The sequence below is a fragment of the Streptomyces liliiviolaceus genome (assembly GCF_018070025.1).
GTDB classification, from domain to species: domain Bacteria; phylum Actinomycetota; class Actinomycetes; order Streptomycetales; family Streptomycetaceae; genus Streptomyces; species Streptomyces liliiviolaceus.
This window is the reverse complement of the sequence record NZ_JAGPYQ010000002.1, coordinates 1,329,625-1,352,688: the sequence shown is the minus strand read 5'-3', so window position 1 is coordinate 1,352,688 and position 23,064 is coordinate 1,329,625. Positions and strand designations below refer to the sequence as shown.

Here is a 23,064-nt window from a genome sequence, read left to right as displayed (position 1 = left end):
GTTCATCGAATCGCGTTCCACATCGGGCGTCGCCCGATGTGCGGCGACGCCCTGGAAGGAGGCCGGCCATGACCGCGACCACCGAGCCCGCTGTATCCCGTACCTATCCGTCACTCCGCGCTGCATGGATCCCGCTGGCCGCACTCTGCCTGGCCTTCTTCGTCGAAATGGTCGACAACACGCTGCTGTCGATCGCGTTGCCCACGATCGGCCGTGATCTGGGCAGTGGCACCACCGCCCTGCAATGGGTCACCGGCGCCTATTCGCTGACGTTCGGCGGCCTCCTGCTCACGGCGGGATCCATAGCCGACCGCTTCGGACGCCGACGCGTGCTGCTGATCGGCCTCGCCGTGTTCGGCCTGCTGAGCCTGTGCGTCGTCGCCGTCGACTCCGCCGGGCAGCTCATCGCCCTGAGGGCCGGACTCGGCATCGCCGCCGCGGCCATGGCGCCCATCACCAACTCGCTCGTCTTCAGGCTGTTCGACGACCAGGCGCTGCGGATGCGCGCGATGACCTTGATGATCGTCGTCGGCATGTCCGGGTTCGTGCTCGGTCCTCTGCTGGGTGGTACCGCGCTCGCTCACGCCAGCTGGCAGTGGCTCCTGCTCGTCAACGCGCCGATCGCCCTGATCGCGGCCATCGGCGTGCGACTCGGCGTCGCGGCCGACCGGCCCGACGATCTGACCAAGGACCGGCTCGACCTGCCGGCCGCCGCACTGAGCGTGCTCACCATCGGCCTGGCCTGTTACACACTGACCAGCGGCGTCGAGCACGGATGGCTCTCCACCACCACGATCGTGTCGAGCCTCGGCGCCGTGGCCGCGGGCATCGCGTTCGTCCGGCACGAGCGCCGCAGCAAAGCACCCATGCTGGACCTCAAGATCTTCTCCAGTGGAACCGTCCGCGGCGCGGCCATCGCGCAGATCGGTACGTCCATCGCGATGGCCGGGGTGATGTTCGGGCTCATCCTCCACTTCCAGTACGCCTACGGGTGGAGCCCCGTGCGGGCAGGGCTGGCGAACCTGCCGATCATCGTGACCATGATCGCCGCGACGCCTCTGTCGGAATGGCTCGCGAAGAGGTTCGGTCACCGGATCGCCTGCCTGGTCGGCGCGGCCTGCCTGGCCGGCGCGCTGGCCGGCCTCGCCTGGGGCGTCGACCACGGGTACGCGGCCATCGCCGTGTGCATGGTCGTGATGACCATCGGGCTGCGCACCGTGATGACGATCTGCGCCATCGCCCTGGTCGAGGCGATGCCGGAGAACCGCACCTCGATCGGCACGGCGCTCAACGACACCGCCCAGGAGGTCGGGACCAGCGTCGGTACGGCCATGGTCGGCACCATGATCGCCGCCCTGGTCACCACCCGGCTGCCCGCGGGCGCGTGGAGCAGCGGCCTCGTGCACTCCTTCTTCCACGGCGAGCGGATCACCTACGCCGTACTGGCAGTGATCGTCGGACTGGTCGCGGCGGGAGGCGCCGCCACCCTCACCGACTCGCACTCCGTCGAAGAGCCCGCCTGAGCAGCCCTCGGCGAAACCTCGCTGAGCAGCAGAACCGGACAGCCCGAACCAGCGGAGGCGGCGCACGGACGACGTGCGCCGCCTGTCGGCGATTCCACGCACCTTGACGGTCACCTCCGGCCCCGGAACGCTGCCGCCGACTCCCCAACTCCCCACCAAGATGGCCGACATGTGATCCCTCAGATGACAAATATGTTGTCATCTACGCGATGACAAGCCGGGGGAGGAGCCTGTGACCGCAGTCGGCCGACGAACGCCGTTGTGCACGCCACCGACGCTGCCGACGCCACCGACGCCACCGACGCCGCCAAGCTCATCGGCCCCTCGTGGGCGTCCGCCCCTGCCTCGATGACCGCCGCACCGACCCGGTCACGTACCGGATGCCCTCGGCGACCTGCTCACGGCACGCGCCAGTGGCGGACGATGCCTGACACCCGTCACCGAGAGCGGCAGGCACGGATGCGGCACGGCCGACCGCGAACCACGCCGACGACGCGTTTGGATCCGCCCCGGCCCAGTCGCGTACTTTCATGACGTTCCCGTTGATTCCCATGGAGAGGTCCCCGCATGGACAGCAGTGTCGAGACGCTGGAATTCCAGGCCGAGACACGCCAGTTGCTCCGACTGGTCATTCATTCGATCTACTCGAACAAGGACATCTTCCTGCGCGAGCTGATCTCGAACGCCTCGGACGCACTGGACAAGCTGCGGCTGGAATCGCTGACCGACTCCAGCCTCACCGAGGTCGGCACCGCCGACCTGCACATCTCGCTTGAGGCCGACAAGGACGCCCGCACACTGACCGTCCGTGACAACGGGATCGGCATGAGCCGGGACGATCTCGTGGACCTGATCGGCACGATCGCCAAGTCCGGCACCGCCGGCCTGATGGAGAAGATCAAGCAGTCCAAGGACGCCGCCACCGCCGAGAGCCTGATCGGGCAGTTCGGTGTCGGCTTCTACTCCGCCTTCATGGTCGCCGACAAGGTCACCCTGCTCACCCGGCGGGCGGGCGCCGACAGCGGCACCCGGTGGGAGTCCGACGGCGAGGGCGCCTACACGATCCAGAGCGTCGACGACCTTCCCGTGGGCACCTCCGTCACCGTGCACCTCAAGTCCGCCGACAGCGAGGACGACCTGGCGGACTACCTGTCCGAGTCGAAGATCCGCCAGATCGTCAAGCGGTACTCGGACTTCATCCGCTGGCCGATCCGGATGGCCACCGAGCCCACCGACACCGACGGATCCGACGCCCCCGCGGTCGACACCCTCAACTCGATGAAGGCCCTGTGGGCCCGGCCGCGCGCCGAGGTCACCCAGGACGAGTACAACGAGTTCTACAAGCAGCTCAGCCAGGACTGGCTCGACCCCGCCGAGACCATCCACATGCGCGCCGAGGGAACCTTCGAGTACGAGGCGCTCCTGTTCCTTCCCTCCCAAGCACCGTTCGACCTGTTCTCCCAGGAGACCAAGCGCGGGGTGCAGTTGTACGTCAAGCGCGTGTTCATCATGGACGACTGCGAAGCGCTGATGCCGAACTACCTGCGCTTCGTCAAGGGGGTCGTCGACGCCCACGACCTGTCGTTGAACATCTCCCGCGAGATCCTGCAGCAGGACCGCCAGATCAGCGGCGTACGCCGGCGCCTGGTCAAGAAGGTCCTCGGCGCGATCAAGACCATGCAGGCGAACGACGGCGAGCGCTACACGAAACTCTGGGCGCAGTTCGGCCGGGTGCTGAAGGAAGGGCTGATCGAGGACGCGGACAACACCGAGGCGCTGCTGGAAGTGGTGTCGGCCGCTTCCACGAACGACCCGGAGAAGACCACCACGCTGCGCGAGTACGTCGAGCGCATGAAGGACGGCCAGGAGGCGATCTACTACCTGACGGGCGAAACCCGTGCGACGGTGGAGAACTCCCCCCACATGGAGGCTCTCGCCGCCAAGGGCTATGAGGTACTCATCCTCACCGACCCCGTCGACGAGGTCTGGGCCGACCGGGTCCCGGCCTTCGACGGGCATCCTCTCCAGTCCATCGCCAAGGGTCAGGTCGACCTCGACGAGCCGGTCGAAGGGGACCGGTCCGCCGAACAGGCCCAGCGCGAGCAGGACTACGCCGCCCTGCTGCCATGGCTGACCACCACGTTGTCCGAGCACGTCAAGGACGTGCGTCTGTCGTCGCGCCTGACCACCTCGGCGGCCTGCATCGTCGGGGACGCCCACGACATGACCCCGACGCTGGAGAAGATGTACCGCGCGATGGGGCAGCAGCTGCCTCCCGTCAAGCGGACCCTGGAACTCAACCCCGCACATCCGCTGATCACCGCCCTGCGCACAGCGCACGAGACCAACGCCGCCGACCCCGCGTTGGCGGAGATCGCCGAGGTCATCTACGGCAGCGCGCTGCTCGCCGAAGGCGGCGACCTGCCCGACCCGGCACGCTTCACCCGCCTGCTGAACGACCGACTGACCCACGCCCTGTAGCCGACGGACAGCCGGCGGACACGGCCGGGCGCCATGCTGCGCCCGGCCGTGTCCGCCGGTCGGAGCGCGGCCTTCAGCGCAGCTGTGTCCACCGGTCGGCACACAACCTTCAGCGCAGCCGACGCGCCCGCAGCACCACATCGTCGGTGTGGTGCGCGCCGGCGCCGCCGTCGGGTGCCGTCCGTGGCCGCTGCTCGTCCACCTCCACCTTCCAGCCGTCGTCGAACAGGGCGGCGACCATGGAGGGCCAGACGTAGTCGGCCGGGTCGAACTCGCCGTGGTCCGCCTGCGGGGTGTCCATCCCCGCGTGGTGCACGAGCAGGAGTACGCCGCCGGGGGCGACGGCCGCGAGCAGGGCGCGCTCGGCTGCGGCGTCGGGGGTGCGCAGCAGAGCCGGGTACTGCGCGGAGACCAGGTCGAACGAGGCCGACGGGAGCGCCGCTTCGGTCAGTGCGGCATGGACCCAGCGCAGGGTGACGCCCGCGTCCCGTGCGTGTCCGGCCGCCCGCTCCAGCGCCACTCCCGAGACTTCGAGCGCGGTGACGTCCCAGCCGCGGCCTGCCAGCCAGACGGCGTCCGCGCCCTCGCCGCAACCCACGTCGAGCACACGTCCGGGCGTGAGCGAGGCCACCTCGGCCACGAGTGCGCCGTTGGGTCGGCCGCTCCACAACTGCCCGCGGTCGGCGTACCGGTTGTCCCACTCCGCCCGTACCGCCGGATCGCCTGCGTATCCGTCGGAGGCGAAAGGGGTGTCGGACGCGAAAGGAATGTCGGACGCGGCGGGCGATGGAGGGGTGATGTCAGCCATGGCCCCACCGTCGCCCATCGCGTCCCGCTCACACCACTGTTGTTGCCGTTCCGGCAAAGCGGTGTCCACGAGGCCGGTGTCGGGCCGCCCCCGTCTCTCCCGGCTGATGTCGTCGCCGACGGCACCGTGGGTGTTCCGCCCTGATCGAAGGGGGAGGAGGCAGCGCATGACATCGACTGAGATTCGTATCGGCGAGGATCTGAGAGTGAGCCGGCTCGGGTTCGGGGCCATGCACCTGCCGACGGAACCGGGCCCGGCCCGTCGGCGCTCTCTCGCCGTCGTCCGGCGGGCCGTCGAGCTGGGCGTCACGCTGATCGACACCGCCCATCTGTACGGCGGGGGAGCGAACGAGGAGCTCCTGGCCGAGGCCCTTCACCCCTACCCGGCCGAGCTGCTGATCACCACGAAGGTCGGCGTCGCCCGGTCGGGCCCCTCGGGCGAGTGGAGGCTCGACGGGCGTCCGAGTGTGCTGCGCGATCAGGTCGACCAGGCACTGCGCCGACTGCGCGTGGAGCGGATCGAGCTGCTTCAGCTGCACCGGATCGATCCGCAGACACCGCTCGCCGACCAGCTCGGCACGCTGCGGGAACTGCGCACCGAAGGCAAGGTCGGCCGGATCGGGCTGTCCGAGGTCACCGTCGAGGAACTCCGTCAGGCACGGCGGATCGTCGACGTCGCGAGTGTGCAGAACCGCTACAACGTGCTGGACCGCGAGCATGAGCCCGTGCTCGCGGCCTGTGAGGCGGCAGGGATCGCGTTCCTGCCCTGGCGCACCGTCGCCTGGGGAGAATCGGGGGCGAGGGCCGAGGTCGCCGCCGTGGCGGACGAGCTCGGCGCCACGTCCACACAGGTCGCGCTCGCATGGCTCCTCGGCCGCTCGCCGGTCATCGTCCCCATCCCGGGTACCGCCCGGATCGACCACCTGGATGAGAACCTCGCAGCGCAACGACTTCACCTGACGCCGGCCCACCGTGATCGCCTCGACCGGCTGCCCGGCCCGGCGTAGGGAGGGTCGAGACCTCTCAGACCGCCAACTGCCGCCGCACCCCCTCCGTGGACTCCCGGACCACCAGCCGGTGCGGGGCCCGGTGGACCTCGAACGGCAGTGGCTCCGCCGAACCGATCCGTGCGGCCAGCGATTTCACCGCCAGCGCGGCGATCACCGCCTTGTCCGGCATGACGGTGGTGAGGGACGGCGTGCTGTAGAGCGCCTCCTCGGAACCGTCGATGCCCGCCACGGCGACCTCCGACGGGATGCTCACCCCCGCCTCGTGCAGGGCCCGCTGCGCCCCCACCGCCATGATGTCGCTGAAGCAGAAGATCGCGTCCGGGCGGACGTTCGGCGGCAGGCCGAGGAGCGCGCGGGTGACCAGCAGGCCGTTGCGGCGGTCGAACTCCTCCACCGGCGGCGCCAGTCGGGGGTCGAAGCGCAGACCGGCCTCGTACAGCGCCTGTTGGTAGCCTTCGAGCCGCTGTGCGCTGGTCGCGGCCGACTGCGTCTTGACCCCGATGGCCGCGATGCGCGTGCGGCCCAGTCCGGCCAGGTGCGCGGTGACGTCCCGCGCCGCGGCCACGTTGTCGATCAGTACGTGGTCGGCGGTGACCTGCTCGCTCGCGTAACTGCGCTCGCCCAGGAGCACCACGGGAAACGTGTCCGCGACGGACGCCAGCGCGTCGAGCGAGGCGTGCAGGGGCGAGAGGATCACCCCGTCCAGGAGCGCGGCTCCGGTGCCGGTCAGCAGGCGCAGTTCCTCCGACGCGTCACCGAGGGTCTCCTCGATGAGGACGGTGAGTCCGATCCCGGCCGCCTCGGCCCGGACGTGCTGGGCGAGTTCCGCGAAGTACGGCATCGCGAGATCGGGGACGGACAGGCCGATCAGTCCGCTGCGCCCGGTGCGCAGCTGCCTCGCCGAGGCGTTGGGGCGGTAGCCGAGCTCCTCCACGGCGCGCAGCACCCGCTCCCGGGTGGCTTCCGAGGCCCGCGGAATCCCACGTACGACGTTGGACACGGTCTTGATGGACACTCCTGCGCGCGCTGCCACGTCCTTGAGCGTCACTGCCGTCATCAACCGTCTCCCATTGCCTTTTTGCCCTGTTTTACGGGCCTTCTTGAGGTGCTCCAAGTGTATTGGAAGCTTCGGATCATGTGCGTACACGGGGTTGACCACGAAGTTACACGGCAGGTACAACGTTGGAACAGAAAGCGCTTACGGCGTTTTCGCCGACACTGTGGGGCCCCGCGGACGAGCCGCTCGCGAGGGTGCACGGGCCACGGTCGGCCGCACCACGAGAGGGCCTTCATGTCTCGCTCCACCACCCCGCTGCGCACCGCCGTGGTCGGTACCGGGGGTATCGCCCGCGGCAGCCACCTGCCCGCGTTGCAGACGCTCGCCGCCGAGGGCGAGGTGGACGTCGTCGCCGCGGTCGACATCGAGGAGAGCGCCGTCCGCGGCCTCGCCGCCACGGCCGGCATCCCGTACGCGTCCACCGATCTCGACGCGATGCTCGCCGAGGTCGCCCCGGACCTGGTCGTGCTCTGCACACCACCCGCCGTGCACCGGGAGCAGGCGGTGGCCGCGCTGCGGGCCGGCGCCTGGGTGTGGTGCGAGAAGCCGCCGTGCCCGTCGCTCGCCGACTACGACGCCGTCGAGGCGGCCGGGCGGGGCGGGGACGGCGACCCGTACGCCTCGATCGTCTTCCAGCACCGCTTCGGCTCCGGCGCCCGCCACATCCGGCGCCTGCTGCGCGAGGGCGCGTTCGGCAGGCCGCTGGTGGCCCACTGCCAGACCACCTGGTACCGGGACAGCGCCTACTACGCCGTACCGTGGCGCGGCCGCTGGGCCACCGAGGGCGGCGGACCCGCCATGGGCCACGGCATCCACCAGACGGACCTGCTGCTGGACCTCATGGGGCCGTGGAGCGAGGTGCGCGGCATGGCGGCCCGGCTCGTGCACGACGTGGAGACCGAGGACGTCTCCACCGCGCAGATCCGCTTCGCCGACGGCGCGGTGGCCACGGTCGTCAACAGCGTGCTGAGCCCCGACGAGGTCAGCCGGATCCGCATCGACTGCGAGCGCGCCACGATCGAGCTGACGCATCTGTACGGCTACCGCAACGCGGACTGGCGCATCACCCCGGCACCCGGGGTCGCCGAGGAGACCGTGGCGGCCTGGCGCGACTTCGGCGCCGACGAGCCGAGCTCCCACCTCGCCCAACTGCGCACGCTGGTCGCCGACATCAGGGCCGGACGGCGCCACGCCACGAGCGGGCCCGGCGGGCGGCAGACGCTGGAGTTCATCAGCGCGCTCTACAAGTCGGCGTTCACCGACACCACGGTCCGCGCGGGCGAGATCGGCCCGGGCGACCCCTACTACACCGAACTGCACGGCGGAGCCCCGGGCTGGGCGCCGGCCACCCCCAGCGAGGAAGAGAAGCGCACATGTCACTGACCCTGACCCACGCCCACGGAGACCGCATCACCGTGGCGCACGAGGCCACCGGGACCGAACTCCTCGCGTACGTCTACCGTCCCGAGGCCGCCTGGGAGGCGCCCAAGCCGTACCTGCATCCGCTGCGGACCCTCTCCGGTGCCGTGGTCACCGACTACCGACCCAACGACCACCGGTGGCACAAGGGCCTGCAGCTGACGGCCTCCCACCTGTCGGGGCAGAACCTGTGGGGCGGCAACACCTACGTCCACGGCGACGGCTACCTCGAACTGCCCGACCGCGTCGGCTCGATGGCCCACACCGCCTTCGACGAGGTGTCCGCCACCGCATCCCGTGCCGTCATCGCCGAACGGCTCACCTGGCACCCGCACGACGGCGAGCTGTGGGCCGAGGAGGAACGCCGCGTCGAGGCCGGCGACGTCGATCCGGAGACCGGCAGCTGGTCGCTGACCTGGACGTCGTCGGTGACCAACCGGCGTGCCGAACCGCTGCGGTTCGGCAGCCCCACCACCCACGGCCGCCCGGCCGCCGGATACACCGGGCTGTTCTGGCGCGGCCCGCGCGCCTTCCGCGACGGCCGCGTCTTCACCTCCGAGGCGGACGGCGGCGACCTGATGGGCAGTCAGGCACCCTGGCTGGCCTACGTGGGCGAGCACGACGGACGCGACGGCCACGCCACCCTGGTCTTCGAACACGCTCCGGGCAACGACCACGCCGGCGAGAAGGGGACGCACCCGGCGCACTGGTTCGTCCGCAGCGACCCCTTCGCCGCCGTGGCCCCGTCCCTGGCCTTCCACGAGGAACTGGTCCTCGAACCCGGCGACACCCTCACCCGCGGCTACCGCGTGCACATCGCGGACGGTGCCTGGGACCGGCAACGGGTCGCCGCCCACGTCTCGGGGCGTACCTGGTGAGCGCGCTCCACGACGGGTTCCCGGCTGCGGTCGGCGTGTCCCGGCTGCGCGTGTACGACTGGCCCACCGTCGACGGCCTGCCCGGCGGCGGCACCCCGCACCTGCACCTGACGTGCAGCGAGGGGTACGTGGTCACGGCCGGCCACGGCGCCGTGCAGACACTGACCGTCTCCGGCTACCGGGAGACGCCCCTGGAACCGGGGGTCGTCGCCTGGTTCACCCCCGGCACGATCCACCGGCTGGTCAACGAGGGCGGTCTGGAGATCACCGTCGTCATGCAGAACAGCGGACTGCCGGAGGCCGGCGACGCGGTCCTCACCCTGCCGCAGGAGTTCCTCACCGACCCGGCGACGTACGCCGACGCGGTCCGCATTCCCGCCGACGAGCCCGAAGCCGTCCAGGCGCAGGCCGCCCGTGCCCGCCGCGACCTGGCCACCCGGCGCTTCCACGAACTGCGCGAGAGCACGGCGGCCGGCGACCCCGAGCCGCTGGCGGCCTTCCTGCGGTCGGCCGCGGCGCTGGTGCGGCCCCGGCTGGACGCCTGGGAGGAACGCTGGCGCGCCGGCGCGCACGCCGCCGCGAGTGCCACGCAGGACCAGCTGAACGCCCTGCGCGGGCAGGACGGCCGGTATCTCGCCGAGGCGCGTGTCGCCGCGACCGGACCGAGCGCCCGCGGCCGGTTCGGCATGTGCGGCCGACTGGACGTCTACCCCGGCATCTGAGCCGCCCCCGGCCCGTGTCGCGCACACGCCCGTGAGCCGTCCGGCGCCGCCTCCTCCCTCCCACTCCGAGACTTCCGCGGAAGGTCGCCCTCCCATGCGCGAACCCCCTCACGCCCGACTCCGGTCCCCGAGCCGCCGCACACTGCTGACCGCCGCGGCCGCCGGCGTCGGCACCGCCCTGACCTCCACGCTCTCCGGCTGCTCGGCCTCCGGCGGGTCGTCGGGCGGCGTCACTCTCACGTTCACCTGGTGGGGCAACGACGACCGTGCCTCCCGTACCGAGAACGCCGTCCGGCTCTTCGAGAAGGAGAATCCCGGCATCACCGTCCGCACCTCGAACGGTGACTTCGGCGCCTACATGCAGAAGCTCGCCACACAGGCGGCGGGCGGCGGCATCCCCGACGTGGCCCAGCTCGACTACCGGCAGATCTCCCAGTACTCCGGCGGCGGCGCGCTGCTGCGGCTCGACGAGGCCGTGAGCGCCGGCACGATCCGCACCTCCGCCATGGACGAGGGACTCGTCCGCACGGGAACGTACGAGGACCGGCAGTACGCCCTGCCGATGGGCCGCGGCATCACCGGCTACGCCTACGACGCCGCCCTCTACCGCAAGGCCGGCATCCGGGCACCCCGGCCCGGCTGGACCTGGGAGGAGTGGGCGGACGCCAACCGCCGCATCGCCGATCTGAAGCGGAAGTCACCGGACGGGCGGCCCTTCACCGGGGCCAACGACGGCGGCCCCAACGAGGACGTCTTCGAGGTGTGGCTGCGCGGGCGCGGCGGACGGCTCTACCGGAGCCAGACCGAGCTCGGCTTCACCGAGGACGACCTGACCGCGTTCTGGACGTTCTGCAACGACCTCCGCGCGGACGGCGCGGTCGCCGCCGCCCGGGACACCGTGCAGGCCAGCAGCATCGAGACCAGCCCGATGGGCCGTGGGCTGGCGGCCTCCGACTTCACCTGGGACGCGCCGTTCCCCGGCTACGTCGGTCTCCTCGGGGACAGCGTCCACTACGGGCCGGTCCCCACGACCGACGGCCGCGCGGGCTCGTACTTCAAGCCCTCGATGCTCCTGGGTATCGGGGCCGGCACTCCGCACCCCGAGGAGGCGGCCCGGCTGGTCGACTTCCTCCTCAACGACGTACGGGCGGGCGACATCCTGGGCTTCTCCCGGTCCACCCCACCCAACCGTGAGATCGCCGCCCGGATCGCCAAGACCCTCAAGGGGCCGGAGCGGGAGATCTACGAGTACTCGCAGACGATGGAGAAGTACGGCCTGGCCGCGCCGCCGACGGCGCCCCCGCGCGGCGACGTGCCGATCCAGTCCGCCTTCACCCGCAACTACCAGCGCGTGATCTACGACCTGGCCACCCCCCGCCAGGCCGCGCGTGAACTCATCGACGAGGCCAACCGGGAGCTGAGGCCATGAGCACGGTGTCTACCAGGGCGCCCGCGCCCGCCGAGGACCCGACGCAGACACGACGGCCGGCGCGCAAGCGGCGCGGGGTCCGCGAGAAGCAGTGGCCGGCCTACGTGTTCCTGTCGCCGTGGCTGATCGGCGCGGGCGTGTTGACGCTGGTCCCGATGGCCGCCTCGCTGTACCTGTCGTTCACGGACTACAACCTGTTCGACGCACCCCGGTGGATCGGTCTGCGCAACTACTCGGAGATGCTCTTCGACGACCCCCGCTACTGGCGGTCGGTCGGCACCACCCTGCTGTACGTGGTGGTCGCCGTCCCGCTGAAGCTGGCACTCGCGCTGGGTGTGGCGATGCTGCTGAAGAGCCTCGGCCGGGGCCGGGCCTTCTACCGCTCCGCCTTTTACGCGCCCTCCCTGCTCGGCGCGAGCATGACCATCGCGCTGGTGTGGAAGGCGCTCTTCAACGACGGCGGCTCGGTCGCGGGCGCCCTGAGCTGGTTCGGCATCGACACCGGCGGCTGGGTCGGCAACCCCGACCTCGCGGTGTACGCGGTCGTCCTGCTGACGGTGTGGCAGTTCGGTGCGCCGATGGTCATCTTCCTCGCCGGCCTCCAGCAGATCCCGTCCGACCTGTACGAGGCGGCGGCCCTCGACGGCGCGGGCCGCTGGCGGCAGTTCCTCTCCGTGACGCTGCCGATGCTGTCCCCGGTGGTGTTCTTCAACCTGGTGCTGGAGATCATCAACTCCTTCCAGGTCTTCACCCCGGCCTTCGCCATCAGCGGCGGCAACGGCGGCCCCGCCGACTCGACGATGTTCTACACGCTCTACCTGTACGAACGGGGCTTCACCGCCTCGCACATGGGCTACGCCGCGGCGATGGCCTGGCTGCTGCTGATCGCCATCGGCGTCATCACCCTGATCCTCTTCCGGACCTCCCGGACCTGGGTCTTCTACGCGGACGAGGAGGGACGGTGAGCTCGGTGAACTCCGCTCGCACCGCGGGCATCGCCACGAAACGGTGGCTGCCGCACTCGGTCGCCGCCATCTGCCTGCTCCTGCTGCTGTACCCGCTGGTCTGGCTGCTGGCCACGTCGCTGAAACCGGCCGACGAGGTGCTGACCAGCCTCAACCTGTGGCCCAGCCACCTGGAGTGGTCGAACTACACGACCGCCCTGGACGGCGTCGCCGGCGTCACCGTGGGCCGGCTGCTCGGCAACACCCTGCTGATCGCGGGCGGCGCCGTCCTCGGCAACGTGCTGTCCTGCTCGCTGGCCGCCTACGCCTTCGCCCGCCTGCGGTTCCGTATGCGCACGGGGATGTTCGCCTTCATGGTGGCGACGCTGATGCTGCCGCACCACGTCGTGCTGATCCCGCAGTACATCATGTTCAACCAGCTGGGCCTGGTGGACACCTACTGGCCGTTGATCCTGCCGAAGTTCCTCGCCACGGAGGCGTTCTTCGTCTTCCTCATGGTGCAGTTCATGCGCGGACTGCCGCGCGAGCTGGAGGAGTCCGCGCGGATGGACGGCTGCGGCCCCTTCCGCACCTACTGGTCGATCACGCTGCCGCTGAGCCGGCCCGCGCTGATCACCACGGCCATCTTCACGTTCATCTGGACGTGGAACGACTTCTTCACGCAGATGATCTACCTCTTCGCACCGGAGAAGTTCACCATCACCCTGGCGCTGCGGAGTTTCGTCGACCAGAACAGCACCTCGGCGTACGGGCCCATGTTCGCCATGTCCGTCATCTCCGTGCTGCCGATCGTGCTGTTCTTCTTCGTCTTCCAGCGCTACCTCGTACAGGGCATGGCCACCTCCGGACTGAAGGGCTGAACCGGTATGACGCACACACCCGTCGCGGCCCGCCGCGCGCACAGGGAACCGGGCGAGGTGTTCGGCTCCGGCTTCTCCCTCTTCGCCGACATGCTGTACATCTCCCTGCTGACCAGCATCGCCTGTCTGCCGGTGGTCACCGCTCCGGCCGCGTTCGCCGCCGCGTCGGCGACCCTGCGCACGGCGGCGGGCGAGGGAACCCCTGCGACGTTCGGCGGCTACCTCCGAGAGGTCCGTGCCCACGTGTCCGTGCGCACTCTGCTCGCCGGACTGACGCTGCCGCTGCTCGCCGCGGTGGTGACCGTCGACGCCGCCCTCGCGCGCAGCGCGCTGCCCGGGGCGCGGGTCGTGGCACCCGCCCTGGCCCTGTTCGTCCTGGGGGCCGCGGTCGTGGTGCTGCGGGCCGGAGCGCTGGACGCCCCGCACCGCCTCTCCGTCCGCGAGGGGTTGGTCCGCTCGGTGGCCGACCCGCGCGGCAGCCTCCTGCTCACCGGGGCCGTGCTGCTGGCGGTGGTCATCGCCTGGTCCATCCCGCTGCTGGTCCCGCTGCTGCCGGGCCCGCTCGCCTTCGCCGCGACCGTCGTGGTGCTTCGCGCGCCCGCCGACCGAATCCCCGCCGACCGAATCCCCGCCGACTGAATCCCCGTCGTCCCCGCTCGTTGTCCCCGCTACTCCACCGGAGTTCTTCTGTGCCCCACACCCACCTGGACGCGGCCGGTCATCCGAGGCCGCAGCTCGTCCGCGATCCCGACTGGCGCGACCTGAGCGGTCCGTGGCTGTTCGCCCACGACGACAACGACACCGGCCGGTCGGCCCGTTGGTCGGACCCGTCCGTGACCGCCCCCTTCGACCGCACCGTCACCGTGCCCTATCCACCGGAGTCCGAGGCCTCCGGCATCCACGACACCGGCTTCCACCCGGTGCTCTGGTACCGGCGCACCGTCGAGATGTCCCGGCCCGGCGCGGGCCGACGGCTGCTGCTGCACTTCGGGGCGGTCGACCACCGGGCCGAGGTCTGGCTGAACGGCCGCCCCGTGGGCCGCCACGAGGGCGGGCACACCGGCTTCACCTGCGATCTCACCGACGCCCTGGAACACGACGGGGAACAGGTCCTCGTGGTGCGCGCCGAGGACCGGCCACTGGACGCGACCCAGCCCCGCGGCAAACAGGACTGGCGGCGCGACCCGCACGTCATCTGGTACCACCGCACCTCGGGGATCTGGCAGCCGGTGTGGCTGGAGGAGGTCCCCGACACACATCTGACGACCCTCCACTGGACGCCGGACGTCGCGCACGCCCGCGTACGGGCCGGACTGCGGCTGGCCCGCTGGCCCGAGACCCCGCTGCGCGCGACGGTGCGGCTGACCCTGGGCGAGCGCCTGCTCGCCGAGCAGAGCGTGCTGGTCGACGGCCAGGAGACGACGTTCGAGGTCTCGATACCCGCCCTGCGACACGCGCAGGACCTCGACGACCTCCTCTGGAGCCCGGACCACCCACATCTGGTCGATGCCACGGTCGTCCTGAGCGAACCGGAGAGCGGCGCCCGCGTCGACCACGTCACCTCCTACCTCGGCCTGCGCGACATCGGCTGGGGCGACGGCGTGTTCCTCCTCAACCACAAGCCCTGCTTCCTGCGGTTCGCGTTGCAGCAGGGCTACTGGCCGGCCTCTCAACTGGCCGCCTCCGCCGACGAGTTGCGCCGTGACGTCGAACTGGCCAAGGAGATCGGCCTCAACGGATTGCGGATCCACCAGAAGATAGAGGACCCGCGCTTCCTGTACTGGGCCGACCGGCTGGGCCTGATGCTGTGGGAGGAGATGCCCTCCGCGTACGCCTTCGGCACGACGACCGTGCGGCGCGTCGTCGCCGAATGGACCGAAGCGCTCACCCGCGACCTCAGCCATCCCTCGATCGTCGCCTGGGTGCCGGTCAACGAGTCGTGGTCGGTCCCGAACCCGGCGCTCGTCCCCGAGCAGCGCCACTTCATGGACGGCCTGTACCACCTGACCAAGGCCCTCGACCCGTCGCGGCCCGCCGTCTCCAACGACGGCTGGGAGATCTCCGCCGCCGACATCTGGGGGGTGCACGACTACACCCAGCAGGCGGCGGTCCTGCGTGAACGCTACGGCCACCCCGGACTGCGGCGCGGCGAGATCGCCGAGCCGTGGCCGGGTGCCAAGCGCCTCCTCCTCGACGGCGCCGACCACCGCGGCCAGCCGGTCGTGCTCAGCGAGTTCGGCGGTGCCACCTTCGAACCCGCCGAGGGGGAGGAGTGGTTCGGCTACGACACCGTGGCCACCGAGCAGGACTTCACCGAACGCCTGGCCTCCCTGGTCGGCGCCGCCGTGGACTCGGGCCTGGCCGGCTACTGCTACACCCAGTTCACCGACACGGAGCAGGAGGTGAACGGCCTGTTCACAGCGGACCGCAAGCCCAAGATCCCCGTGGAGGAGCTCTTCGCGATCCTCACCAGGAGACGCCCCTGATCCGGTGATGGCCGACGCGGCAGCGGCACCGGCACGGGGTGGTCAGGACAGCAGGTGCTCGCTCAGCTTCCACAGCCGCTGAGCGTCGTCGGGGTCGAGCATCGCCGAGTTGGCGTCCGAGGGGATGCTGTCCGCGGTCAGCGGGCGCTGCTCGTCGTCGAGCACGGCGATGTCGCTGTCCTTGAGGTAGACCCCGCCGTGGCCGTTCAGGAGGGGGCTCGCGGCGGCGAAGACGAGGGTCGCGGCCCCCTGTGCGATGGTCTTCTTGCCGGCGTCGGGGTCGATGACGGTGTGACCGTGGTCGTCGACCAGCCCCTGCGTACGGTACGCCGCGGCCTCCTCCGGCGTGAACGGGCCTGGCCCGATGACCACGCCGGGGTGGGTGGCGAAGGCGCGGATGCCCTGAGCGGCGTACCGGCGGTCGAGTTCGACGGTGAACAGGACGTTGGCGCGCTTGGACTGGCCGTATGCGGTGCCGGGGTCGTACCCGGTCGCGAAGTCCAGGTCGTCCCACCGGATCTCGCCGATGCGTGCCGCACCCGAGGTCACCGTGACCACTCGGGCGCCCTCCGCTGCCAGCAGGGCCGGCAGCAGTGCCCTGGTGAGCTGGAAGTGGCCGAGGTGCGAGGTGGAGAACTGGAGTTCGTGACCCCGTGCGTCGCGCACCAGCTGGGGCGTGAACAGCACGGCGGCGTTGTTGACCAGGGCGTGCAGCGGCCGGCCGGAGGCGAGCCACCGCCGGGCGAAGGCCTCGATCGAGGACGGGTCTGTGAGGTCGAGCCGCTCGACCCGCACCCGGGAGAGCCCGTGCACCGCCGCGGCGGCCCGTTCGGGATCGCGGGAGGCCACCGTCACCGTGGCGCCCGCGGCGGACAGGGCACGGGTGGCCTCGCGGCCGAGCCGGCCGTGGCCACCGGTGACGATCACCTCCCGGCCGGACAGGTCGAGGCCGTCGAGGCCGTCGTCGGCGGTGGAGGAGGCGGTGAACGGGGTGCCCAGCGGAACTTGCTGTGTGGTCATGTCTCCCAGTCTCGACGGCGATCTCCGGACGCTGAATCGTTGTGCGTCCGCATTTTCTGCGCGAGAGTACGGGGATGTCTGATGTGGCGGTCACGGACGTGCTGTCCGATGTGTTCGACGTGGTGGAAGTGCGGGGGCTGATGACCGGCGGGTTCGCGGTCCGCGGCCCGTGGGTGTCCAGGGGCACGGTGTCCCGGCCGCTCAAGCTGATGGTGCTGGTCGCGGGATCGGCCCGGATCACGGTGGACGGGCCGGGCGGCCCGGAAGGTCCCGTGGAGCTCGCCGCGGGCGACGTCGCGCTGCTCAACCACCGCACCTGGGTCGACATGCGCGGGGGCCGGGGCGGCGGGACTCCGGTGGAGCTGATCCCCGGTGCGGGCTTCGACGCGATGGCGCTGGCCGAGGCGGACCTGACCACCGACGACGTGCTCGTCGGCGGCGAGGTCAGAGTGAGTCCGGCGGGCCTCGCACTGCTCAGCACGGCGCTGCCCGGCCTGGTCCACGTACACGCGGCGACGCCGGCCGCCTCCCGCCTGGGCGGCATCGTCGAGCGGCTCTTCGACGAGGCCTCCGGCGGACGGCTCGGTTCGGGGTTCGCCATCCGGCAGAACGGTCAGCTGTTGCTGCTGGAGATGCTGCGCGCGTATCTGGAACAGGAGGAGACACCGGTCGGCTGGCTCCGGCTGCTGGCCGACGAGCCGCTGCGCCCGGCGCTGCGGCTGATGCACGAACAGCCCGGGCAGGCCTGGGGACTGGCCGAACTGGCCCGCGCCGCCGGGATGTCACGCACCAGCTTCGCCGAGCGGTTCCGCGCCACCGCGGGCACCCCGCCACTGACCTATCTGTCGCGCTGGCGGATGCTCCTCGCCCAGCGCGCGTTGCGCGACCCCGACGTCCGGGTCGGCTCCCTCGCCGCGGAGCTCGGCTACAGCTCGGAGAGCGCGTTCAGCACCGCGTTCAAACGCGCGGTGGGGGAGTCCCCCCTGCACTACCGGCGACGGCTCCGGGCGACGGCGTAGCCGGTCAGCGGCGTGGCGCCGCCGACTCTTCAGCTCGCGTTCGTGGTGAACGGTCCCACGGTGAAGGAATCCCCGCAGACCTGCAGTTCCGCAGGGTCCGCCGACAGGGATGCCGTGTTGTTCGGCGGGAAGACCTTGATCCGTGCCGGTTCTGGCCAGCACTTTCCGTCCGTGACTCCCTTGTCGGGCGTCCGCACCACCGCGTGGGCGGCCTGCCCCGGCTTGAGGACCACGTTCTCCGCGGATCCGTCCTGCGTGCGGGTCGCGGGCTTCCCGATGGGATCGCCGTCCTGATCGGTCAGTGACAGGCCCGGGTATCCCTTGAGGGCGCAACTGCCGTCAGAGGTGTTGGTGAGAGTCAGGTCGAAGTACTTGCTGTTCATCTCCTGGCCCGTGGCTTTGAGCCCGGCGCGCAGACGGTCCGTGGTGCAGTCACTGCCCATGCCCGGGCTGTCCGTGGCGCCCTGCTTCGGAGTGGCCGCACCGGTGTCGCCCGCCGTGGCGGAGTCCGTGGGCTCGTTGCTTCCTGGCGCTGTGGTGGCGGCCGGACTGTCCGACGCCACGCTGGTGGACGCCTGCGCGTCACCGTCGTCACCGCCGCACGCGCCCAGTCCGAGTACGCCCAGTGCGACCAGTCCTGAGACGAGGACGGGCTTGTGAACCCTTTTCATTCCGTTGGCACCCATGCCGACTCGGCTGTCCATCCTGGACGGAAGCATGCATACGCCACGCAGTTAGGTCGGGGTCGGAAGCCCGGCGGCCCTCAGTGTTCCCCCGTCCGTGAGGAGGAACGAGGCTGGACGATGGGGCGGAGCAGGCCGGTCAGATGCTGGATCACCGTCTGTGAGCTCATGGTCGCCAGCGGGCCGGCGCGTACGACGTACCTGCTGAAGGTGACTCCGAGCAGTACCGCTCCGAGCAGGTCGACCCGCTCGTCGATGTCCGGCCCGGCCAGCACGGCGCGGTAGGCGGCTGCGCTCTGCTCCTGCATCGACGTGTACAGACGGGTGGCGGTGGGTTCGTTCACGGCGGCGCTGCGGATGAGTGCGACCATCGGGTCGAGGCTGCCGGCCATCTCCATGCGCTCGACGAAGGCCCGCGCGATCCGTTCCGGCAGGCCCGCGCTGTCACCGGCGAGGACGACGTCCAGGTCCCGGGGGCCGGGGATCGCCGCGCTCAGCAGTCCCTCCTTCGAACCGAAGTGCCGCATGACCAGACCGTGGGTCACACCTGCCCGTGCGGCGACGGCCCGGATGGTCGTCTTGCTGTAGCCGTGCTCGTGGAGTTCCGCCCGCGCCGCTTCGAGGATGGCCTCCTGGCTCGCTGCCCGGTCGCGCCGACGGCGCGGGGGAGTGGTGTCCCGGCCCTGCCCGGGCGCGGGTTCGGGTTCGGAAGGTGCGCCGCCGTCGGCGATTCGCTTGCTCACCCCCTAAGTATACGGATGGTCATTTGGTGCGGCGAGGTGTACGTTCCTTAGTGACCACTTGGTCATTAAGGCGCCGATGGGCCCGACAAGGAGCAGTGCTTCCCGTGACTCACTTTCAGCAGCCATCCGTATTCGAGGGGCGCCGTCAGCGGCTGACCGGCATGACCCGGCACACGGTCGTCGTGGACGGTCACCGCGTGAACGCGTTCGAGGCGGGCGACGGGCCACAGACCGTCGTGCTGGTGCCGGGCATCCCGGACTCCTCGGCCGTCTACCGCGGGCAGGTGCCCGGGCTGCTCGACGCCGGTTACCGGGTGATCGCGCCGGACCTGCTCGGCCAGGGGGACTCGGACATGCCCGCGGACGTCGCGCACTACACGATCGCCAAGGATCAGCAGAGGCTCTGGGCGGTCGTGGACGCGCTGGGCGTGGACACCTTCCACCTCGTCGGACACGACCGGGGCGCCGGATCGACCTGGGGCATGGCCGCGCACCGGCCGGACCGGATCACGTCCTACGTCGCGCTCTCCACCGGCCATCCGAGCGCCCGGGCACGAGCAGGCTATGAGCAGCGGCAGATGTCGTGGTACATGCTCCGGCTGCTGTTCTCCGACGCCGAGAGCTGGCTGCGCGGTGACGCCGAGGGCGAGGGAGGCGCCTGGTCCACTTTTCGCTGGTGGGTGGGAAACCACTCCGAGACCGACGCGTGGATCGCCGACCTGGAACGGCCCGGAGCGCTCAGGGCGATGCTGAACTTCTACCGTGCCAACATCCACCCGGTGAACGCGTCCATGACCCCCGTTCCCCGGGTGCGGGTGCCCGTTCTCGGTGTCTGGCCCACCGGCGACATCTACAGCAGTCTCGAACAGATGGCCCGCTCCGGCGAATGGATCGACGCACCATGGCGCTTCGAACGGCTCGCAGGCGCAGGGCACTTCCTCCAACTGGACCGGCCCGACGCCGTCACCGACCTGATCCTCGACCACACGGAAAGGCACCGCGACCGGCTGGCGTGATCCTCGATTACGCCGAGACTATGCCGAAAGGCGCCGCGACCGGCCGGCGTGACGGACGATGCCTGCTGCCTGACCCACTCGCGCCGGTCCGCGGTCCTTGAACACCCGTCGACTCACCGGCCCCACCGGAACGCAGCCGTGCCGATGCCGACGGCGTCGTCGTCGCCCTCCCGCGATCGCAGCAACGCGCTGACGACGTTCGCGCGGTCCTGCGGTCGTTCGGCCAGCCAGGCACCGAGCTTGTGATCGGCGCCCGTCAGCCGCAGAACGGACAGATCCGCCCGGGTGGAGAGCGCGGTGCGGATGAGTTCGGTCACGCCGTCGGGGATGACCGCGTCCTGTTCCGGTACGACCAGCAGCGCGCGACCGCCGAAACGTGCGTACGCCTCCGTTGCCGCACTGTCACGCCAGCTCTCCGGCTGCCGTATCAACGAGGTGAACCCGGCGCCGAAGGGGACGTCCCAGGCGGCTTTCGCGTAGATCCCCGGTGCGCAGAGCATGATGCCCGCCACGCGAGCGCCGTAGAGGTCCGCCAGATCGGCCACCGTCTGCCCGCTCATGCTGAACCCGACGAGGATCAGGGGACGCGAAGCGTCGAAGACCTCGTCGATCACAGCCGCTGCCTGGTCGCGTCGTCGTTCGAGGCTCAGGTCGAGCAGCTCACCGGTGCTCCGTCCGTGCCCCGAGAAGTCCAGTGCGACGGCGGGGTGGCCCCGTACGGCGAACTCCTCGGTGAGCGGCAGGTTGCGCTCCTTGTCACCGTTGCCCGCGCCGTGCATGACGACCACACCGTGCGCCCCCGTGCACTCGACCCGCGGTGTCACGGTGCAGACGCTGAGCCGCTCGCCATCTGTCGCGAGAGTGAATTCATGTACCGCGACGTCCATCGCATCTCCAGACACAGGGGTGGGGGACACGTCCCGAAGACGCCCCGGCAACCCGGACCCTACCGTCACCCCACGCCACTCCCGCACGGCTCCGGAGCACCGGCCGTCGACCGGCCGTCGCCGTCACGAAGGCCGACATCGCCTTCGCACATGCGTCGTTGACGCGTCACCGCGTGTGACGAAACGCGGCTTTAACCGGAGGGCAACGGATCACACACATGCCCCGGTGAGAGTCACTGGCAACTGTTTACAGTTCTTCCTGAGCTGCTGAAACGCCGTTAGGAGTACGTTGTGAGACTTCTCAAGACCCGTATGGCAGCAGCCTTCCTCACCGTCACCATGACTGTCGGACTGTCAGCGTGCGGGGGCTCGGAGGCGACCACGGCAGGAGGCCCCGCCGAGGTCACCCCGCCCGGGAACCTGGTCTCCTCCGGCACGCTCACCTACGGCACGGCCGCCACCTTCCCGCCCTTCGAGTCCAAGTCGGCGGACGGGGGCCTCGAAGGCTTCGACATCGACATGATCGAGTCGCTCGCCTCGTCGATGGGACTGGGCACCAAGGCGCTCGACACGGACTTCGACGGGCTCATCCCGGCCCTGACGGGAAAGCGCACCGACATCGTCAACTCCGCGATGTACATGACCGATGAGCGCGCCGAACAGGTGGACTTCGTCCCGTACCTGGTCATCGGTGAGGCGCTGCTGACCCCGCGCGGCAACCCGAAGAAGATCAGCCGGGTGCCCGAGGACCTGTCCGGCAGGACCATCGCGGTCACCCGCGGTGCCATCGGTGAGACGTACATGGAGGAGTACAACAAGGAACTGAAGAAGAAGGGGCTCAAGCAGATGGACATCATGACGCTGCCGAGCAACCAGGACGCGATGATGGCCGTCAAGTCCGGTCGCGCGGACGCCTTCGACACCTCCACGCCGGGTGCGGCGACCACACTCGCCAAGACCGACGACTACACCGTCGCCGCGACCTTCAAGAACGAGACGAAGATAGGTATCGCGGTCCGCAAGGGCGACACGAAGACGGCTGCGGCGCTGCGCGAGGCACTGGACCTGTTCGTGAAGTCCGGCGACTACGACAAGCTGCTCTCGAAGTACAAGCTGCCCGACGAGGCCGACTACTTCGACACCGGGTCAAGTGCTCCGGCGTCCCCGTCCGGCTCCGCGCCGGCCTCCGTCTCGGCCGACGCGACGGAAGGCTCGTGACATGGGCGGCTTCCTCGACAAGGTCGTCTCGGCGAACTTCCTCTCCGCCACCTGGCTGACCCTCGAACTCACCGTCGTGTCCATGCTCCTGGGGGTGGCGGGCGGCGTACTCTTGGCCCTGGCCAAGGGCGGCCCCCGCCCGCTCGGCTGGCTCGTCGACGCGTACGTGTGGCTCTTCCGCGGCACCCCGGTCCTGCTGCAGCTGATCTTCGTCTTCAACGTGCTGCCGCTGTGGGGGCTCAACTTCTCCCCCTTCGCCTGTGCCGTGATCGCGCTGACCCTCAACGAGATCGCCTACATGGCTGAGATCGTGCGCGGAGGACTGCTGGGCGTGGACCGCGGGCAGCGTACGGCGGCGCACATGCTGGGCCTGTCCGAGGCGAAGATCCTGCGCTGGGTGGTGCTCCCGCAGGCGGCCCGGCTGGTCCTGCCGCCCACCGGCAACCAGTTCGTCGGCATGCTGAAGACCTCCGCGCTGGCCTCCGTGGTGAGCGTGCAGGACCTGATGCTCACGGCCCAGCGGCAGGCCGCGGCGGACTTCGACTACGTCGGATCGCTCTGCGCCGCGGCCGTCCACTACCTGGTGCTGACGACCCTGCTCACCGTCGGCCTGCGGTGGCTCGAACGACGGCTCGACGTCACCCGCAGGGCTGCGGCGCGGCAGGACAGGAAGCCCACGCTCCGGCACACCGACACCGCCGCGCTGGACCCGACGGCCCGCTGACCGGCCGGCGAACGGAACGACGAGCACGACAGGACCAGGACCAGGGCTAGGACCAGGACAGGACAGGACACTGACATGAACCGTGCCACCAGTGGCACCCCGACCACCACCGACACC

Annotated in this window: 21 protein-coding genes; 15 read left to right on the top strand and 6 right to left on the bottom strand. The window is 70.4% G+C overall.

All coding sequences use genetic code 11. The annotated features are described in order from the left end of the window. Window positions 1–68 precede the first annotated feature (68 nt). Both J8N05_RS41330 and htpG read left to right on the top strand, forming a co-directional pair. Window positions 69–1,523 carry an MFS transporter gene (locus J8N05_RS41330; protein ID WP_210892374.1) on the top strand — a complete coding sequence of 485 codons (1,455 nt, stop codon included), beginning with the start codon at window positions 69–71 and terminating at the stop codon, window positions 1,521–1,523. A 567-nt stretch (window positions 1,524–2,090) separates the two neighbouring features. After that, window positions 2,091–4,004 carry a molecular chaperone HtpG gene (htpG, locus tag J8N05_RS41325; protein WP_210892372.1) on the top strand — a complete coding sequence of 638 codons (1,914 nt, stop codon included), beginning with the start codon at window positions 2,091–2,093 and terminating at the stop codon, window positions 4,002–4,004. A 109-nt stretch (window positions 4,005–4,113) separates the two neighbouring features. On the opposite strand, the gene J8N05_RS41320 is transcribed toward htpG, so the two are convergent. Further along, window positions 4,114–4,812, bottom strand: a complete 699-nt coding sequence (locus tag J8N05_RS41320; protein ID WP_247706895.1) for a class I SAM-dependent methyltransferase — start codon at window positions 4,810–4,812, stop codon at window positions 4,114–4,116. 166 nt (window positions 4,813–4,978) lie between these two features. Between J8N05_RS41320 and J8N05_RS41315 the strand changes: the two genes are divergently transcribed. Continuing rightward, window positions 4,979–5,818, top strand: coding sequence for an aldo/keto reductase (locus tag J8N05_RS41315; protein WP_210892369.1), 840 nt, complete (start codon window positions 4,979–4,981; stop codon window positions 5,816–5,818). A gap of 16 nt (window positions 5,819–5,834) precedes the next feature. On the opposite strand, the gene J8N05_RS41310 is transcribed toward J8N05_RS41315, so the two are convergent. Continuing rightward, window positions 5,835–6,878 carry a LacI family DNA-binding transcriptional regulator gene (locus J8N05_RS41310; protein ID WP_210892367.1) on the bottom strand — a complete coding sequence of 348 codons (1,044 nt, stop codon included), beginning with the start codon at window positions 6,876–6,878 and terminating at the stop codon, window positions 5,835–5,837. A 234-nt stretch (window positions 6,879–7,112) separates the two neighbouring features. On the opposite strand from J8N05_RS41310, the gene J8N05_RS41305 reads away from it, so the two are divergent. The 8 genes from J8N05_RS41305 (at window position 7,113) to J8N05_RS41270 (ending at window position 15,637) form a co-directional block, all read left to right on the top strand. Then, the gene (locus tag J8N05_RS41305; protein WP_210892365.1) at window positions 7,113–8,261 is read left to right on the top strand and encodes a Gfo/Idh/MocA family protein; all 1,149 of its coding nucleotides are present in this window, start codon (window positions 7,113–7,115) and stop codon (window positions 8,259–8,261) included. Continuing rightward, window positions 8,252–9,175, top strand: a complete 924-nt coding sequence (locus J8N05_RS41300; RefSeq protein WP_210892363.1) for a DUF6807 domain-containing protein — start codon at window positions 8,252–8,254, stop codon at window positions 9,173–9,175. Before J8N05_RS41305 ends, J8N05_RS41300 begins: the two co-directional genes overlap by 10 nt. Further along, complete coding sequence (locus tag J8N05_RS41295; RefSeq protein WP_384279596.1) at window positions 9,172–9,897, top strand: cupin domain-containing protein; 726 nt, start codon at window positions 9,172–9,174, stop codon at window positions 9,895–9,897. The genes J8N05_RS41300 and J8N05_RS41295 overlap by 4 nt, the downstream gene beginning before the upstream one ends. Before the next feature lie 94 nt (window positions 9,898–9,991). After that, a complete protein-coding gene (locus J8N05_RS41290; RefSeq protein ID WP_210892361.1) occupies window positions 9,992–11,326 on the top strand; it encodes an ABC transporter substrate-binding protein in 1,335 nt (444 codons plus the stop codon). Next, window positions 11,323–12,291: a carbohydrate ABC transporter permease gene (locus J8N05_RS41285; protein ID WP_210892359.1), complete on the top strand. Its 969-nt coding sequence runs from the start codon at window positions 11,323–11,325 to the stop codon at window positions 12,289–12,291. The genes J8N05_RS41290 and J8N05_RS41285 overlap by 4 nt, the downstream gene beginning before the upstream one ends. A gap of 29 nt (window positions 12,292–12,320) precedes the next feature. Next, window positions 12,321–13,151, top strand: coding sequence for a carbohydrate ABC transporter permease (locus tag J8N05_RS41280; RefSeq protein ID WP_247707008.1), 831 nt, complete (start codon window positions 12,321–12,323; stop codon window positions 13,149–13,151). A 6-nt stretch (window positions 13,152–13,157) separates the two neighbouring features. Continuing rightward, entirely contained in the window at window positions 13,158–13,790 is a 633-nt protein-coding gene (locus J8N05_RS41275) for a hypothetical protein (RefSeq protein ID WP_210892357.1), read from the top strand. Between the two features lie 50 nt (window positions 13,791–13,840). Continuing rightward, entirely contained in the window at window positions 13,841–15,637 is a 1,797-nt protein-coding gene (locus J8N05_RS41270; RefSeq protein ID WP_210892355.1) for a sugar-binding domain-containing protein, read from the top strand. A gap of 42 nt (window positions 15,638–15,679) precedes the next feature. Here the strand turns inward: J8N05_RS41270 and J8N05_RS41265 are convergent, their stop codons facing one another. Then, window positions 15,680–16,657, bottom strand: coding sequence for an SDR family NAD(P)-dependent oxidoreductase (locus tag J8N05_RS41265; protein ID WP_210892353.1), 978 nt, complete (start codon window positions 16,655–16,657; stop codon window positions 15,680–15,682). Window positions 16,658–16,731: 74 nt separating this feature from the next. Between J8N05_RS41265 and J8N05_RS41260 the strand changes: the two genes are divergently transcribed. After that, window positions 16,732–17,676, top strand: coding sequence for an AraC family transcriptional regulator (locus J8N05_RS41260; RefSeq protein WP_210892351.1), 945 nt, complete (start codon window positions 16,732–16,734; stop codon window positions 17,674–17,676). A 29-nt stretch (window positions 17,677–17,705) separates the two neighbouring features. On the opposite strand, the gene J8N05_RS41255 is transcribed toward J8N05_RS41260, so the two are convergent. Further along, on the bottom strand, window positions 17,706–18,347 hold the full coding sequence (locus J8N05_RS41255) for a DUF4232 domain-containing protein (protein WP_210892349.1): 642 nt from the start codon (window positions 18,345–18,347) through the stop codon (window positions 17,706–17,708). A 92-nt stretch (window positions 18,348–18,439) separates the two neighbouring features. Further along, a complete protein-coding gene (locus J8N05_RS41250) occupies window positions 18,440–19,102 on the bottom strand; it encodes a TetR/AcrR family transcriptional regulator (RefSeq protein ID WP_247706894.1) in 663 nt (220 codons plus the stop codon). A gap of 104 nt (window positions 19,103–19,206) precedes the next feature. Here J8N05_RS41250 and J8N05_RS41245 point away from each other — a divergent pair, with 104 nt between their 5' ends. Further along, the gene (locus tag J8N05_RS41245; protein WP_210892347.1) at window positions 19,207–20,118 is read left to right on the top strand and encodes an alpha/beta fold hydrolase; all 912 of its coding nucleotides are present in this window, start codon (window positions 19,207–19,209) and stop codon (window positions 20,116–20,118) included. 113 nt (window positions 20,119–20,231) lie between these two features. Here the strand turns inward: J8N05_RS41245 and J8N05_RS41240 are convergent, their stop codons facing one another. Further along, window positions 20,232–21,005, bottom strand: a complete 774-nt coding sequence (locus J8N05_RS41240) for an alpha/beta hydrolase (RefSeq protein ID WP_210892345.1) — start codon at window positions 21,003–21,005, stop codon at window positions 20,232–20,234. A 291-nt stretch (window positions 21,006–21,296) separates the two neighbouring features. Between J8N05_RS41240 and J8N05_RS41235 the strand changes: the two genes are divergently transcribed. Then, the gene (locus tag J8N05_RS41235; protein WP_210892343.1) at window positions 21,297–22,223 is read left to right on the top strand and encodes an ABC transporter substrate-binding protein; all 927 of its coding nucleotides are present in this window, start codon (window positions 21,297–21,299) and stop codon (window positions 22,221–22,223) included. A gap of 1 nt (window position 22,224) precedes the next feature. Next, window positions 22,225–22,947, top strand: coding sequence for an amino acid ABC transporter permease (locus J8N05_RS41230; protein ID WP_210892341.1), 723 nt, complete (start codon window positions 22,225–22,227; stop codon window positions 22,945–22,947). The last annotated feature ends 117 nt before the right edge of the window (window positions 22,948–23,064 follow it).

What these genes read in the sequence shown, in the direction of transcription:
- J8N05_RS41290 (WP_210892361.1), top strand. Translation starts at nt 9,992, where the DNA reads ATGCGCGAACCCCCTCACGCCCGACTCCGGTCCCCGAGCCGCCGCACA.
- J8N05_RS41320 (WP_247706895.1), bottom strand. Translation starts at nt 4,812, where the DNA reads ATGGCTGACATCACCCCTCCATCGCCCGCCGCGTCCGACATTCCTTTC.
- J8N05_RS41315 (WP_210892369.1), top strand. Translation starts at nt 4,979, where the DNA reads ATGACATCGACTGAGATTCGTATCGGCGAGGATCTGAGAGTGAGCCGG.
- J8N05_RS41265 (WP_210892353.1), bottom strand. Translation starts at nt 16,657, where the DNA reads ATGACCACACAGCAAGTTCCGCTGGGCACCCCGTTCACCGCCTCCTCC.
- J8N05_RS41240 (WP_210892345.1), bottom strand. Translation starts at nt 21,005, where the DNA reads ATGGACGTCGCGGTACATGAATTCACTCTCGCGACAGATGGCGAGCGG.
- J8N05_RS41285 (WP_210892359.1), top strand. Translation starts at nt 11,323, where the DNA reads ATGAGCACGGTGTCTACCAGGGCGCCCGCGCCCGCCGAGGACCCGACG.
- J8N05_RS41230 (WP_210892341.1), top strand. Translation starts at nt 22,225, where the DNA reads ATGGGCGGCTTCCTCGACAAGGTCGTCTCGGCGAACTTCCTCTCCGCC.
- J8N05_RS41330 (WP_210892374.1), top strand. Translation starts at nt 69, where the DNA reads ATGACCGCGACCACCGAGCCCGCTGTATCCCGTACCTATCCGTCACTC.
- J8N05_RS41260 (WP_210892351.1), top strand. Translation starts at nt 16,732, where the DNA reads ATGTCTGATGTGGCGGTCACGGACGTGCTGTCCGATGTGTTCGACGTG.
- J8N05_RS41300 (WP_210892363.1), top strand. Translation starts at nt 8,252, where the DNA reads ATGTCACTGACCCTGACCCACGCCCACGGAGACCGCATCACCGTGGCG.
- J8N05_RS41255 (WP_210892349.1), bottom strand. Translation starts at nt 18,347, where the DNA reads ATGAAAAGGGTTCACAAGCCCGTCCTCGTCTCAGGACTGGTCGCACTG.
- J8N05_RS41305 (WP_210892365.1), top strand. Translation starts at nt 7,113, where the DNA reads ATGTCTCGCTCCACCACCCCGCTGCGCACCGCCGTGGTCGGTACCGGG.
- htpG (WP_210892372.1), top strand. Translation starts at nt 2,091, where the DNA reads ATGGACAGCAGTGTCGAGACGCTGGAATTCCAGGCCGAGACACGCCAG.
- J8N05_RS41275 (WP_210892357.1), top strand. Translation starts at nt 13,158, where the DNA reads ATGACGCACACACCCGTCGCGGCCCGCCGCGCGCACAGGGAACCGGGC.
- J8N05_RS41310 (WP_210892367.1), bottom strand. Translation starts at nt 6,878, where the DNA reads ATGACGGCAGTGACGCTCAAGGACGTGGCAGCGCGCGCAGGAGTGTCC.